Annotated in this window: 9 protein-coding genes; 7 read left to right on the forward strand and 2 right to left on the reverse strand. The window is 71.8% G+C overall.

The window, feature by feature from the left end:
- Window positions 1-44 precede the first annotated feature (44 nt).
- Window positions 45-2,633 (reverse strand): alpha-glucan family phosphorylase, encoded by a 2,589-nt coding sequence (glgP, locus tag V7S47_RS15100; protein WP_336562327.1) that lies wholly within the window; start codon window positions 2,631-2,633, stop codon window positions 45-47.
- 237 nt (window positions 2,634-2,870) lie between these two features.
- Between glgP and V7S47_RS15105 the strand changes: the two genes are divergently transcribed.
- From V7S47_RS15105 to V7S47_RS15130, 6 genes are all read left to right on the forward strand, one after another.
- Window positions 2,871-4,862, forward strand: a complete 1,992-nt coding sequence (locus V7S47_RS15105) for an alpha-1,4-glucan--maltose-1-phosphate maltosyltransferase (protein ID WP_336562328.1) — start codon at window positions 2,871-2,873, stop codon at window positions 4,860-4,862.
- A gap of 80 nt (window positions 4,863-4,942) precedes the next feature.
- Entirely contained in the window at window positions 4,943-6,679 is a 1,737-nt protein-coding gene (gene treS / locus V7S47_RS15110; protein ID WP_336562541.1) for a maltose alpha-D-glucosyltransferase, read from the forward strand.
- The gene (locus tag V7S47_RS15115; RefSeq protein ID WP_336562329.1) at window positions 6,676-8,100 is read left to right on the forward strand and encodes a maltokinase N-terminal cap-like domain-containing protein; all 1,425 of its coding nucleotides are present in this window, start codon (window positions 6,676-6,678) and stop codon (window positions 8,098-8,100) included. Before treS ends, V7S47_RS15115 begins: the two co-directional genes overlap by 4 nt.
- The gene (glgB, locus tag V7S47_RS15120) at window positions 8,100-10,274 is read left to right on the forward strand and encodes a 1,4-alpha-glucan branching protein GlgB (RefSeq protein ID WP_336562330.1); all 2,175 of its coding nucleotides are present in this window, start codon (window positions 8,100-8,102) and stop codon (window positions 10,272-10,274) included. Before V7S47_RS15115 ends, glgB begins: the two co-directional genes overlap by 1 nt.
- Window positions 10,271-10,969 (forward strand): transporter substrate-binding domain-containing protein, encoded by a 699-nt coding sequence (locus V7S47_RS15125; RefSeq protein ID WP_336562331.1) that lies wholly within the window; start codon window positions 10,271-10,273, stop codon window positions 10,967-10,969. The genes glgB and V7S47_RS15125 overlap by 4 nt, the downstream gene beginning before the upstream one ends.
- Before the next feature lie 10 nt (window positions 10,970-10,979).
- Window positions 10,980-11,741: an NUDIX hydrolase gene (locus V7S47_RS15130; RefSeq protein ID WP_336562333.1), complete on the forward strand. Its 762-nt coding sequence runs from the start codon at window positions 10,980-10,982 to the stop codon at window positions 11,739-11,741.
- A 58-nt stretch (window positions 11,742-11,799) separates the two neighbouring features.
- Here V7S47_RS15130 and V7S47_RS15135 read toward each other — a convergent pair whose 3' ends face one another.
- Window positions 11,800-12,744, reverse strand: coding sequence for an EamA family transporter (locus tag V7S47_RS15135; protein ID WP_336562334.1), 945 nt, complete (start codon window positions 12,742-12,744; stop codon window positions 11,800-11,802).
- Window positions 12,745-12,817: 73 nt separating this feature from the next.
- Between V7S47_RS15135 and V7S47_RS15140 the strand changes: the two genes are divergently transcribed.
- On the forward strand, window positions 12,818-13,714 hold the full coding sequence (locus tag V7S47_RS15140; protein ID WP_336562335.1) for a LysR family transcriptional regulator: 897 nt from the start codon (window positions 12,818-12,820) through the stop codon (window positions 13,712-13,714).
- Window positions 13,715-13,806: the final 92 nt, after the last annotated feature.

Genomic DNA, 13,806 nt, shown 5'->3' on the forward strand with positions numbered 1-13,806 from the left:
CGGTGTGAGGTCCATCGGCCAGCCGATGAAACTCATCCGGCCCCTCAGGGCAGGGCGACCACACCCAGCTCGGCGTACGACGTCAGCAGCGCGTTGCGGGGCACCACGCGGACGGTGTAGCCGAAGCCGCCGGCGTGGTCGAGGACCACGTCGCCGTCGAAGCGGTGGCGGCCGGCGTCGTACGACTCGGCGAGCGAGAGCGGCTCGGTGACGGTGTCGACCAGCTCGTCCTCGCTGGTGGTCCGGCCGTGGACGAGCTGTACGGCGACGTCCTCGGGGGCGAGGTCGCCGAGGGCGACGAACGCGCGGACGTGCATGGTGGCGCCGACCTCGGGGGCGTCGCCGACGCCGCTGCTCTCGACGTGCTCGACCCGTACGCCGGGCCAGCCGGCGCGAACCTTCTTCTTCCAGGCGGCCAGCTCGACCGCGCCGGCGTAGTCGCTGTTGAGCCGGCGAGCGTTCACGGCGGCCGGGGCGTAGAGCTGGCGCACGTAGTCGCGCACCATCCGGGTCGCCAGCACCTTCGGGCCCAGCGACTTCAGGGTGTGCCGCAGCATCTCGACCCAACGGGTCGGCACGCCCTCCCCGTCGAGGTCGTAGAAGCGCGGGGTGACCTCGTGCTCGATCAGGTCGTAGAGGGCGTCGGCCTCGAGGTCGTCGCGGCGGTCGGTGTCGTCGACGCCGTCGGCGGACGGGATCGCCCAGCCGTTCTCGCCGTCGTACCACTCGTCCCACCAGCCGTCGAGGATCGACAGGTTCAGCCCGCCGTTCAGCGCCGCCTTCATGCCGGAGGTGCCGCAGGCCTCGTAGGGCCGCAGCGGGTTGTTGAGCCACACGTCGCAGCCGGGGTAGAGCGGCTGGGCCATCGCGATGTCGTAGTTGGGCAGGAAGACGATGCGGTGCCGGACCTCGGGGTCGTCGGCGAAGCGCACCAGCTCCTGGATCAGCCGCTTGCCGCCGTCGTCGGCCGGGTGGGACTTGCCGGCGATGACCAGCTGGATGGGCCGCTCGGGGTGCAGCAGGAGGCGCTTGAGCCGCTCGGGGTCGCGGAGCATCAGCGTCAGCCGCTTGTACGACGGCACCCGCCGCGCGAAGCCGATGGTCAGCACGTCGGGGTCGAGGGCCGAGTCGATCCAGCCCAGCTCGGCCTTGGCGGAGCCGCGCTTCTCCCAGGAGCGCAGCAGCCGGCGCCGGGCGTCGAGCACGAGCCGCTCGCGCAGCTGCCGCTTGACCGTCCAGACGTCGCGACCGGGCACCCGGTCGACCGCGGCCCAGAACGCCTCGGTGTCGTCGCCGTCGGGGTCCGCCCCCTGGCCCGCGGCCAGGTCGAACACCTCGCGGGCCACCCAGGTCGGGGCGTGCACACCGTTCGTGATCGAGCCGATCGGCACCTCGGCCTCGTCGAAGGCCGGCCACAGGCCGTTGAACATCCCGCGTGAGACGTGGCCGTGCAGGAGCGAGACGCCGTTGGCCCGCTGGGCCAGCCGGAAGCCCATCACCGCCATGTTGAAGACGGAGGCGTCGCCACCGTCGTAGTCCTCGCGGCCGAGCGAGAGGATCCGCTCGACGGGGACGCCCGGGGTCGCGCCGGCGTCGCTGAAGTACTGCTCGATCAGGTTCGCCGGGAACCGGTCGATGCCGGCCGGGACCGGGGTGTGGGTCGTGAAGACGGTGGACGCCCGGCTGACCTCGAGCGCGGTGTCGAAGTCGAGGCGCGGGCCGTCCTCGGCGACGGTCAGCTCGCGGATCCGCTCCAGTCCGAGGAAGCCGGCGTGCCCCTCGTTGGTGTGGAACACCTCGGGCTCGGGGTGGCCGGTGATCCGCGCGAAGGCCCGCAGCGCCTTGACGCCCCCGACGCCGAGCAGCAGCTCCTGGCGCAGCCGGTGCTCGGAGTTGCCGCCGTAGAGCCGGTCGGTGACGTCGACGTAGTGGTCGGGGTTGCCCTCGACGTCGGTGTCGAGCATCAGCAGCGGGACCCGGCCGACGCTGGCCACCCAGATCCGCGCCAGCAGGTCCGGTCCGTCGGGCAGGCTGATCGCGATCATCGCCCGTGAGCCGTCGGGCTCGCGTAGCAGCGAGATCGGCAGCTCGTCGGGGTCGAGGACCGGGTAGGTCTCCTGCTGCCAGCCCTCCCGCGAGAGCGCCTGCTTGAAGTAGCCGTGCCGGTAGAGCAGGCCGACGCCGATGATCGGGACACCGAGGTCGCTGGCCGCCTTCAGGTGGTCGCCGGCCAGGATGCCCAGGCCGCCGGAGTACTGCGGCAGCACGGCGGTGATGCCGAACTCCGGCGAGAAGTAGCCGATCGCGCGCGGACCGCTGCCGTCGGAGCCACCGCCGGAGCGCTGGTACCAGCGGTCCTGGGTGAGGTAGGCCTCCAGGTCGGCCCGGGCGGTCCCGAGGCGGCCGAGGAAGCCCTCGTCGGTCGCGAGCTCGTCGAGCCGGGCGCGACCCACGGCCCCGAGCAGGCGCACCGGGTCGTGCCCGGTCGACTCCCACAGGCCCGGGTCGACCTCGGCGAAGACGTCCTGGCTCTCGGGGTGCCAGGACCACCGGAGGTTGCCGGCCAGGTCGCCGAGGGCGGCCAGAGCGGGAGGGAGGACGGGGCGGACGGTGAAACGTCGGATCGCTCGCACCTCCCGGACGCTAGCGGGTGGCCTGGATCGATCCAACCCCGTACGGGGCTTGCCGTCCGGCGTAACCCCGGCGTAGGGCGCCGCGTTGCTGGTGCGGATCGGGCGGGTCGAACCATGGGGGTCGGCCCGCCCGATTCTCGTGGGGTGCAGATCCACGACCGCTGGGTACTCGGAACTTCGTCCCGGGTCCGGTGTACGACTTGCCAGCCCACCTTTCGCCCTCGCTAAGTTGGAGCAATGGTCGGACGCATCCCCGTCATGAACGTCATGCCCGTCGTCGACCTCGGTCGACTCCCCGCGAAGGCCACGGTCGACGAGCCGTTCCCGGTCTCCGCGTCGGTGTTCCGCGAAGGACACGACAAGCTCGGCGCCGAGGTGGTCCTCACCGACCCCACCGGCACCCGCCGTGCCCCGGTCCGGATGGTCAAGCACGAGGAGGTCCCCGACCGGTACGACGCCTGGGTCACCCCGGACGCGCCCGGTGCGTGGACCTTCGAGGTGCAGGCCTGGTCCGACCCGATCGCGACCTGGCAGCACGCCGCCGGCATCAAGGTCCCCGCCGAGATCGACGTGGAGCTGATGTTCACCGAGGGCCGGCTGCTGTTGGAGCGGGTCCAGGCCGACCTGCCCCGCACCGACCGCGCCGCCCACGAGCTGGTCGCCGGTGCGATCGCTGCCTGCACCGACACCGCCCGGCCCGCCGCCGCCCGGCTGGCGGTGCTGCAGTCGCCCGACCTGGAGGCGCTGCTGCTGGCCCACCCGCTGCGGGAGCTGGTCACGGTCGAGGGCCCCTACCCGGCGTACGCCGACCGCACCCGCGCGCTCTTCGGCAGCTGGTACGAGTTCTTCCCGCGCTCCGAGGGCGCCACCCGCGACCCCCAGACCGGCGCGGTCACCAGCGGCACGTTCGTGACCTCGGCGAAGCGCCTGGACGCCGTCGCCGAGATGGGCTTCGACGTCCTCTACCTGCCGCCGATCCACCCGATCGGCGAGGTCAACCGCAAGGGTCCCAACAACACGCTGACCCCCGGTCCTGACGACCCGGGCTCCCCCTGGGCCATCGGCTCGAAGGACGGCGGCCACGACGCGATCCACCCCGACCTCGGCACGATCGACGACTTCGACGCGTTCGTCGCCCGGGCCCGCGAGCTCGACATCGAGGTCGCCCTCGACCTGGCCCTGCAGTGCGCACCCGACCACCCGTGGGTGACCAGCCACCCCGAGTGGTTCACCACCCGCGCCGACGGCACCATCGCGTACGCGGAGAACCCGCCGAAGAAGTACCAGGACATCTATCCCGTCAACTTCGACAACGACCCGACCGGCATCTGCCGCGAGGTGCTGCGCGTCGTACGGCACTGGATGTCCCACGGCGTGCGGATCTTCCGCGTGGACAACCCGCACACCAAGCCGTTGGCCTTCTGGGAGTGGCTGCTGAAGGAGATCCGGCGTACCGACCCCGACGTGCTCTTCCTCTCCGAGGCCTTCACCCGCCCCGCGATGATGCACGGGCTCGGCGCGGTGGGCTACCACCAGAGCTACACCTACTTCACCTGGCGCACCGCCAAGTGGGAGATCGAGGAGTACCTCCTGGAGGTCTCCCACGAGTCAGACCACCTGATGCGCCCGAACTTCTTCGTCAACACCCCCGACATCCTCCACGGATTCCTCCAGTACGGCGGGCCCGCGGCGTTCAAGATCCGCGCCGTCGTGGCGGCCACCGGCTCCCCGAGCTGGGGCGTCTACGCCGGCTACGAGCTCTACGAGCACGTCGCGGTGAAGCCGGGCAGCGAGGAGTACCTCGACTCGGAGAAGTACCAGATCCGGATCCGCGACTGGGACGGCGCCGCGGCCGAGGGCCGCACGCTGGCGCCGTACCTGACCCGGCTCAACGAGGTCCGCCGCCAGCACCCCGCGCTCCAGCAGCTGCGCAACGTGACGGTGCACAGCACCGACGACGAGAACGTCCTGTGCTTCTCGAAGCAGACGACCGGCGCCGACGGCCGGCCCGAGGACCTGGTCATCGTCGTGGTCAACCTGGACCCCCACGCGGCCAGGGAGACGATGATCCACCTCGACCTGCCCGCCCTCGGCCTGGGCTACGGCGACTCGCTGGTCGTCCACGACGAGATCACCGGCGCCGACTGGAGCTGGAGCCAGCACAACTACGTCCGACTCGACCCCTACGACGAGCCCGCCCACGTGCTGAGCGTCAGGAGGACTGCGTGACCCAGATCGAGACCGACCCCACCACCACCGAGGACGGACCCACCCCCGTCCAGGACGGCCCCCCGCTGGGCGAGGACCCGATCGTCGACGGCCACACCGACTCCGGAGTCGACGCCGACTCGGCGGCGCACTCCACGCCCGACTGGTTCAAGACGGCCGTGTTCTACGAGGTGCTGGTCCGCTCGTTCCGCGACTCCAACGGCGACGGCACCGGCGACTTCCGCGGTCTGGTCGAGAAGCTCGACTACCTGGAGTGGCTGGGCGTCGACTGCCTGTGGATCCCGCCGTTCTTCCCCAGCCCGCTGCGCGACGGCGGGTACGACGTCGCCGACTACACCGGCGTGCTCCCGCAGATCGGCACCATCGAGGACTTCCGCTACTTCCTCGAGGAGGCCCACAAGCGCGGCATCCGCGTGATCATCGACTTCGTCATGAACCACACCAGCGACCAGCACCCGTGGTTCCAGGCCAGCCGATCCGACCCGGACGGCCCGTACGGCGACTTCTACGTCTGGTCCGACACCGACGACAAGTACGCCGACGCCCGGATCATCTTCGTCGACACCGAGCCGTCGAACTGGACCTGGGACCCGGTGCGCCAGCAGTACTTCTGGCACCGGTTCTTCTCGCACCAGCCCGACCTGAACTTCGACAACCCCAAGGTTCTCGAGGCGATGATCGACGCGATGAAGTTCTGGCTCGACATGGGCATGGACGGCTTCCGCCTCGACGCGGTCCCCTACCTCTACGAGCGTGAGGGAGGCGACGGAGAGAACCTGCCGGAGACCCACGAGGCGCTGAAGATCGTGCGCCGCTTCGTCGACGACAACTACCCGGGCCGGGTGCTGCTCTGCGAGGCCAACCAGTGGCCCGAGGACGTCGTCGACTACTTCGGTGACCCCGAGGTCGGCGGCGACGAGTGCCACATGGCCTTCCACTTCCCGGTGATGCCGCGCATCTTCATGGCGGTGCGGCGCGAGTCCCGCTTCCCGATCTCCGAGATCCTCGAACAGACGCCCGCGATCCCGCACAACTGCCAGTGGGGCATCTTCCTGCGCAACCACGACGAGCTGACCCTCGAGATGGTCACCGACGAGGACCGCGACTACATGTGGGGCGAGTACGCCAAGGATCCGCGGATGAAGGCCAACATCGGCATCCGCCGGCGGCTGGCCCCGCTGCTCGAGAACGACACCAACCAGATCGAGCTGTTCAACGCGCTGCTGCTCTCGCTGCCGGGCTCCCCCGTCCTCTACTACGGCGACGAGATCGGGATGGGCGACAACATCTGGCTCGGCGACCGCGACGGGGTCCGCACGCCGATGCAGTGGACCTCCGACCGCAACGCGGGCTTCTCCTCCGCCAACCCCGGCAAGCTCGACCTGCCGGTGGTGCAGGACGCGATCTACGGCTACGAGTCGGTCAACGTCGAGGCCCAGCTGGAGAACTCCTCGTCGCTGCTGCACTGGACCCGCCGGATGATCCATGCCCGCCGGCACCACCCGGCGTTCGGGCTCGGGACCTTCCAGGACCTCGGCGGCTCCAACTCGACCGTGCTGTCCTACGTCCGCGAGCACGTCGACGAGGACGGCAACGAGGACGTCATCCTCTGCGTCAACAACCTCTCCCGATTCCCGCAGCCGGTCGAGCTCGACCTGCGCCGCTTCGAGGGCCACCGACCGGTCGAGCTGCTCGGCGGCGTGCCCTTCCCGGTCATCGGCGAGCTGCCCTACCTGCTGACCCTGGCCGGCTACGGCTTCTACTGGTTCCGACTGACCGCGCCCGAGACGGCGTCCGAGGAGGGCCAGCTGCTGTGAAGGTCGACCACATCGATCCCTCGGTCCTCGTCGACTACCTCGGCCGGACCCGCTGGTTCGGCGGCAAGGGCCGACCGTTCGAGGTCTCCGGCGTCGAGCGGGTCGGCGACGTCCCCGGTGCCGTCGAGGGCGGCCCCCGGGTCGTCGTCCACCTCGTCGAGCTGACGTACGGCGACCCCGAGGGCGGGACCGACCACTACCAGGTGCCGCTCTCCCTCTACACCGACCCGGAGAGCCGGCTCGACCACGCCTTCGTCGGCTGGTGGGAGGAGCCCGACCACGGCTGGGTGCACGCCTACGACGCGCTGCACGACAGGGAGGCGATGGCCAGCTGGCTGCGCACCTTCGTCGCGGCGGAGACCGCACCCGACGGCCTGGTCACCGACGCCGACAGCGGGCTGAGCTTCCACCGGGTCCCCGGGCACGCCCTCGACCCGGAGGCGCACTCCACCCTCTTCTCCGGCGAGCAGTCGAACTCCTCGGTGATGTACGGCGAGGACGCGCTGATGAAGGTCTTCCGCAAGGTCACCCCCGGGCGCAACCCCGACATCTCCGTGCACGACGTCCTGACCCGCGCGGGGTCCGAGCACGTCGCGGACCTCTACGGGTGGGTGGACTGCACCGATCCCGCGACCGGCGAGGTCTACCAGCTGGCCATGCTCCAGCAGTTCCTCCGCACCGCCACCGACGGCTGGGACCTGGCCCTGTCGAGCGTGCGCAACCTCTTCGCCGAGGCCGACCTGCACGCCCACGAGGTCGGCGGCGACTTCGCCGGCGAGGCCTCCCGACTGGGCGAGGCGCTGCGCGAGGTGCACGACGCGCTGGCCACCCACTTCCCCAGCGCCGAGCAGGGCGCCGACGAGGCCCGCGCGCTGGCCGACGCCATGAAGGGGCGGCTCGAGGCCGCCCTGCCGGTCGTCCCGGAGCTGGCCGCCCACGCCGACCGGCTGCGGGCGACGTACGACGCCGTCGCGGCGCTGCCGGGCGTGAGCGTCCAGCAGGTCCACGGCGACCTGCACCTCGGCCAGACCCTGCGCACCGCCGTCGGCTGGAAGATCGTCGACTTCGAGGGCGAGCCGGCCAAGACCCTGGCCGAGCGCCAGCTGCCCGACTCCCCCTGGCGCGACGTGGCCGGGATGCTGCGCTCCTTCGACTACGCCCCGCGCGTGGTCGAGCGCAGCCACACCGAGGACGACCCGGAGGGCGCCACCCAGCGCGCCTACCGGGCCGAGGAGTGGGCGCACCGCAACCGCAACCACTTCCTCGTCGCCTACGCCGGCGGCGAGCTCACCCCTGAGCAGCAGGTGCTGCTGGACGCCTACGTCGCCGACAAGGCCGTCTACGAGACCGTGTACGAGACGCGCAACCGGCCGACGTGGGTCTCCATCCCGCTCGACGCCATCGCGAGGATCGGAGCCTGATGAGCACCCCCACCGTCCAGCCCGTCGAGACCGAGCTGCTCGCGCAGGTCGTGCGCGGCGAGCACGGCGACCCGCACGCCGTCCTCGGCCCGCACCCCCACGACGGCGCGGTGACGATCCGCGTCCTCAAGCCGCTGGCCTCGTCCGTCGTCGTCCAGTACGACGGCGCCGAGACCGCCCTCGAGCACGAGCACGAGGGCATCTGGGTCGGCGTCCTCCCGGTCGCGGACGTGCCCGACTACCGCCTCGCCGTCTCCTACGACGGCCCCGCGAGCGTGGTCGACGACCCCTACCGCTTCCTGCCCACGCTGGGCGAGATGGACCTACACCTGATCAACGAGGGCCGCCACGAGCAGCTCTGGCAGGTCCTCGGCGCGCGGGTGCACCACTACGCCGGCGCGATCGCCCCGGTCACCGGCACCTCGTTCGCCGTCTGGGCGCCCTCGGCCCGCGCCGTCCGCCTGAAGGCCGACTTCAACGCCTGGGACGGTCGCGAGCACCCGATGCGTCAGCTCGGCAGCTCCGGCGTGTGGGAGCTCTTCGTGCCGTCGGTGGGCAGCGGGACGACGTACAAGTACGCCATCCTCGGCGCCGACGGGGTGTGGCGCGAGAAGGCCGACCCGATGGCCGCCTGGTCCGAGAAGCCGGCCCAGACCGCGTCGAAGGTCTTCGAGTCGACCTACCAGTGGGGCGACGACGAGTGGATGGCCGCCCGGCCGTCGAAGCAGCCGGTCGCCTCGGCGATGTCCACCTACGAGATGCACCTGGCCTCGTGGCGGCGCGACAAGACCTGGGAGCAGCTCGCCGACGAGCTGCCGTCGTACCTCTCGGACCTGGGGTTCACCCACGTCGAGCTGATGCCGGTCATGCAGCACCCCTTCGGCGGCTCGTGGGGCTACCACGTGACGTCGTACTTCGCGACGGACGCGCGCTTCGGCGACCCCGACGGGTTCCGGCTGTTGGTCGACCGGCTGCACCAGGCCGGGATCGGCGTGATCCTGGACTGGGTGCCCGGCCACTTCGCCACCGACGAGTGGGCGCTGGCCCGCTTCGACGGCACCCCGCTCTACGAGGACCCCAACCCGCAGCGGGGCTGGCACAAGGAGTGGGGCTCCCACATCTTCAACTTCGGGCGCCACGAGGTGCGCAACTTCCTCTACGCCAACGCGCTCTACTGGCTGGAGGAGTTCCATGCCGACGGGCTGCGCGTCGACGGCGTCGCCTCGATGCTCTACCTCGACTACTCCCGCGAGGAGGGCGAGTGGACGCCGAACGTGCACGGCGGCCGCGAGAACCTCGAGGCGGTGCAGTTCCTGCAGGAGATGAACGCCACCGTCTACAAGCGGGTCCCCGGCATCACCACCATCGCCGAGGAGTCGACGTCCTGGCCGGGCGTCACCCAGCCCACCTCGGACGGCGGGCTCGGCTTCGGCTTCAAGTGGAACATGGGCTGGATGCACGACTCGCTCGGCTACGTCGAGCACCAGCCGGTGCACCGCGCCTACCACCACGGCGAGATGACCTTCTCCCTCGTCTACGCGTGGTCGGAGAACTACGTGCTGCCGATCAGCCACGACGAGGTCGTGCACGGCAAGGGCTCGCTGCTGCGCAAGATGCCGGGCGACCGGTGGCAGCAGCTGGCGAACCTGCGGGCCTACCTCGGCTTCATGTGGGCCCACCCCGGCAAGCAGCTGCTCTTCATGGGCGCCGAGTTCGGCCAGGAGTCGGAGTGGGCGGAGTCCCGCGAGCTCGACTGGTGGCTGACCGACCACCCCGAGCACCGCGGCGTGCAGTCGCTGGTGCGCGACCTCAACGCTGCCTACCGCTCGTCGGAGGCGATGTGGGGCCAAGACCACTCCCCCGACGGGTTCGCCTGGATCGACGCCAACGACGCCGGCCGCAACACCTTCTCCTTCGTCCGACGCGCGCCGGGCGCCCCGGACGTGGCCTGCGTGACCAACTTCGCCGCCGTGCCGCACTTCGACTACCGGCTCGGGCTCCCCGCCACCGGCGAGTGGGAGGAGGTCCTGAACACCGACGCGTCGGCCTACACCGGCTCCGGCGTCGGCAACCTGGGCTCCATCACGGGCGTCGAGGGCGAGTGGTCCGGGCAGCCGGCCCACGCCGACATCGTCGTACCGCCGCTCGCGACCGTGTGGTTCCGGAAGAAGTGATCGCCCCCACGGGCGTGCTGCGCGCCTCCATCAACCTCGGCAACCCGGTCCTCGCGTCCGGGTCGGCCGCCGACCCCGGCGGGATCACCGTCGACCTGGCCCGCGAGGTCGGGCGGCGGCTGGACGTGCCGGTCGAGCTGCTGTGCTTCGACGCCGCGCGCGACTCGTTCGCGGCGCTGGTCGACGGGCGGGCCGACCTGGGGTTCCTGGCGATCGAGCCGGCCCGGGCCGCCGAGGTCTCCTTCACCGAGGCCTATGCGGTGATCGAGGCGGTCTTCTGCGTGCCCGTCTCGTCGCCGATAACCTCGGTGGCCGACGTCGACCGGCCGGGCGTGCGGATCGGGGTGAAGCAGGGGTCGGCGTACGACCTGTTCCTGACCCGGACGCTGTCGCAGGCCACGCTCGTGCGCGGCTCGGAGGGCACCTCCGTCTTCGAGGCGGAGGGACTCGAGGTCGGCGCGGGCATCCGGGCCCCGGTGGCGGCGTACGTCGAGGGTCGCGACGGGGTGCGCGTGGTCGACGAGGCGTTCATGCAGATCCGGCAGGCGCTCGCCGTACCTCGGGACCGGCCGGAGGCCGACGTGGCCTGGCTGGCCGAGCTCGTCGAGGAGCTGAAGGCGTCCGGCTTCGTGGCCGAGGCGCTGCAGCGGTCCGGTCAGTCCGGCGCCGCCGTCGTCGCTCCGCCGTCCCACTAGGGTTGGCGTTGTGAGCGAGCAGCCGACGACCGTGACCACGGTGGCCGACGGGACCGCCCGGATCGCCTGGACCGCCGACCAGCCGGTCGATGTCGTCCGGCACGAGATCGCCGCCGCGCTCACGGGTCACGCCCGGGTCGAGGCGCTGGTCGACCCCGACGACGAGGCCGGCCAGCGGATCGCCACCTGGTCCGGGATGCGGCGCGAGGGCGTGATGCGCGGAGTGACCGTCGACGGGACGCCGGTCGACCGGATCGTGTACGCCCGGCTGGCCAGCGACCTGCCGGTCCAGGAGCCCGAGGGCTTCCGCGCGCTGCTCAACTCGTTCCTCCCCCGCAAGCGGGCGATCGCGCAGCTGCTGGTGCGCGACGAGGCCGGCCGGGTGCTGCTCTGCCAGCTCACCTACAAGCAGGACTGGGACCTCCCGGGCGGGGTCGTCGAGGTCGGTGAGTCGCCGCAGGTGGCCGTGGGGCGCGAGGTCGAGGAGGAGCTCGGCCTGACGATCGCGCCCGGTCCGCTGGTGCTCACCGACTGGCTGCCGCCGTGGAGCGGCTGGGACGACGCGCTCACGCTGGTCTTCGACGGCGGCGTCCGGCCCGCGTCGCTGCTGGACTCCGTGGTCCGCCAGGAGCGCGAGATCCGCTCCGCGGAGTTCTGCACCCTCGAGCAGGTCGACGAGCGGTGCGCCGACTTCACCGCCCGGCGGGTGCGAGCCGCGCTCGCGAACCTGGACGGCCGGGGGTCGTCGTACACGGAGTCGGGCCGGGCGTAGCGCCGCGTGCGGCGGCGGTGAGCGGGCCACCGCTCTCGGCCCGCCGACGGTGTCCGGCTCACCGCCGGTCGGCCGGCACCAGCGGCGACGGTTCCTCAGCAACCTCCTCGGTGCCGGGAACGGTGTCGCGCTCACCGCCGACCCGGGCGGGCCGACCCGCGCGCAGCGCGACCAGCACCCCGACCACCAGCAGCAGCCCGCCCCCGGCCTCGGCCCGGTTCGGGACCTGGTCGAGCAGCAGCCAGGCCGAGGCCATCGCCACGACCGGGGCGAGCAGGATCCACGGCACGACCGCGGCCGAGGGGTTGCGGGCGAGCAGCGAGTTGAAGGCGCCGTACCCGACCAGCGAGGCCAGCCCGGCGGTGTAGAGCGTGGAGAGCGCCGCCTGCCAGCCGAACGCGGCGAGCCCGTCGCCCACCGCGGTCGGGCCGTCGACGACCAGCGCGAGCGCCAAGAGCGGCACGGGTACGACGGTCGCCGACCAGACGGTCAGCGACAGCCCGCCGGGGACCTTCGCCGCACGCGAGACGACGTTGCCGATGCCCCAGGAGAGCGCGCCCAGCAGGCAGAGCAGCAGCGCGCTGGCCGGGACGTGCCCGCCGCGGCCGAGACCGACCACGACCAGACCGGTGACCCCGAGCAGCACCCCGCCGATCTGCGCCGAGGTCGGGATCTCGCGCAGCACGCCGGCGGCGATCACGATCGTGAAGACGACCTGCGCCTGCAGCACCAGCGCGGCCAGACCCGGCGGCATCCCGGCGTCCATGGCGACGTAGAGGAACCCGAACTGGCCGGTCGACATCAGCGTCCCGACGAGTGCCAGGGTGCGCCAGGAGACGGCCGGCCGCGGGATCAGGAAGAGAGCCGGGACGAGCACCACGACGAAGCGGATCCCCACGAACAGCAGCGGCGGGACGCCGTCCATCCCCCAGTCGATGACGACGAAGTTGAAGCCCCAGACGGTGGCGACGAGGGCGGCGAGGAGGGAGTCACGGCGGGTCACACCCCTAACCTTCGGCACGAACACCATGAAGCACCAGCGAATTGATCTGCACCGATCCATGTAGCATCGCTGCATGATCGATCTGGCCGCGCTCACCGCCCTCCGGGCCGTCGCCACCCACGGCTCCGTGGTGGGCGCGGCCGACGCGCTCGGCTACACCCCCAGCGCCGTCTCCCAGCAGGTCAAGCGACTGGAGAAGCAGACCGGGGTCCCGCTGCTGGAGCGGGTCGGCCGCGGCGTGATGCTCACCGGCCACGGCCGTCACCTCGTGGACGACGGCGGTCGGCTGCTCGCCGACTTGGAGCGGCTGGAGGCCGGCCTGCACCGGCAGGCCGGCGCGGTCTCGGGCCACCTGCGGCTGACCACGTTCTCCACGGCGATGCGCGGACTGATCGCCCCGGTCGTGCGCGACCTGCTCGCCACCCATCCCGACCTGACCGTCACGCTGACCGAGCGCGAGCCCTGGGACACCGTCGACCTGGTGGCCACCGGCCAGACCGACGTCGGCGTCGTGCACCGCTGGGGCGACGTCGCCATCGCCGTCCCCGACCACCTGGCCACCACCTTGGTCACCCAGGACGTCGCCGACGTGGTCGTCCACCCGACCCATCCGCTGGCCGCCCGCGAGCGGGTCACCCCCGCCGACCTGGTCGACGAGGGCTGGATCGCGACCCCCGAGGGCACCATCTGCCGGCAGTGGCTCAACCGGATGTACGACGGCACCGGCCGCCTGCCCCGGATCGCCCACACGGCGATGGAGTTCGACTCCCACCTCGCCCTGGTCCGCGCCGGGCTCGGCATCGCGCTGGTCCCGCGCCTGGGCCGACAGCCCCTCGACGGCGTGGTCGCCGTACGCGCCCACGACCCGGTCCCCACCCGCGACGTCGTCGCCGTGCACCGGCGCAGCATGGCCGACTCCCCCGCCGTCAGCGCGGTGCTCGCCGCTCTCGCCGGTTCGCTGGTCGAGTAGCGAGGCCCACGCCCCTCGCTGGTCGAGTAGCGAGGCCCACGCCCCTCGCTGGTCGAGTAGCGAGGCCCACGCCCCTCGCTGGTCGAGTAGCG

The sequence above is a fragment of the Nocardioides sp. CCNWLW216 genome (assembly GCF_037120545.1).
Lineage (GTDB): Bacteria > Actinomycetota > Actinomycetes > Propionibacteriales > Nocardioidaceae > Nocardioides > Nocardioides lianchengensis.

Coding starts and splice junctions, on each gene's coding strand:
- V7S47_RS15140 (WP_336562335.1), top strand. CDS start 12,818: ATGATCGATCTGGCCGCGCTCACCGCCCTCCGGGCCGTCGCCACCCAC.
- glgB (WP_336562330.1), top strand. CDS start 8,100: ATGAGCACCCCCACCGTCCAGCCCGTCGAGACCGAGCTGCTCGCGCAG.
- V7S47_RS15105 (WP_336562328.1), top strand. CDS start 2,871: ATGGTCGGACGCATCCCCGTCATGAACGTCATGCCCGTCGTCGACCTC.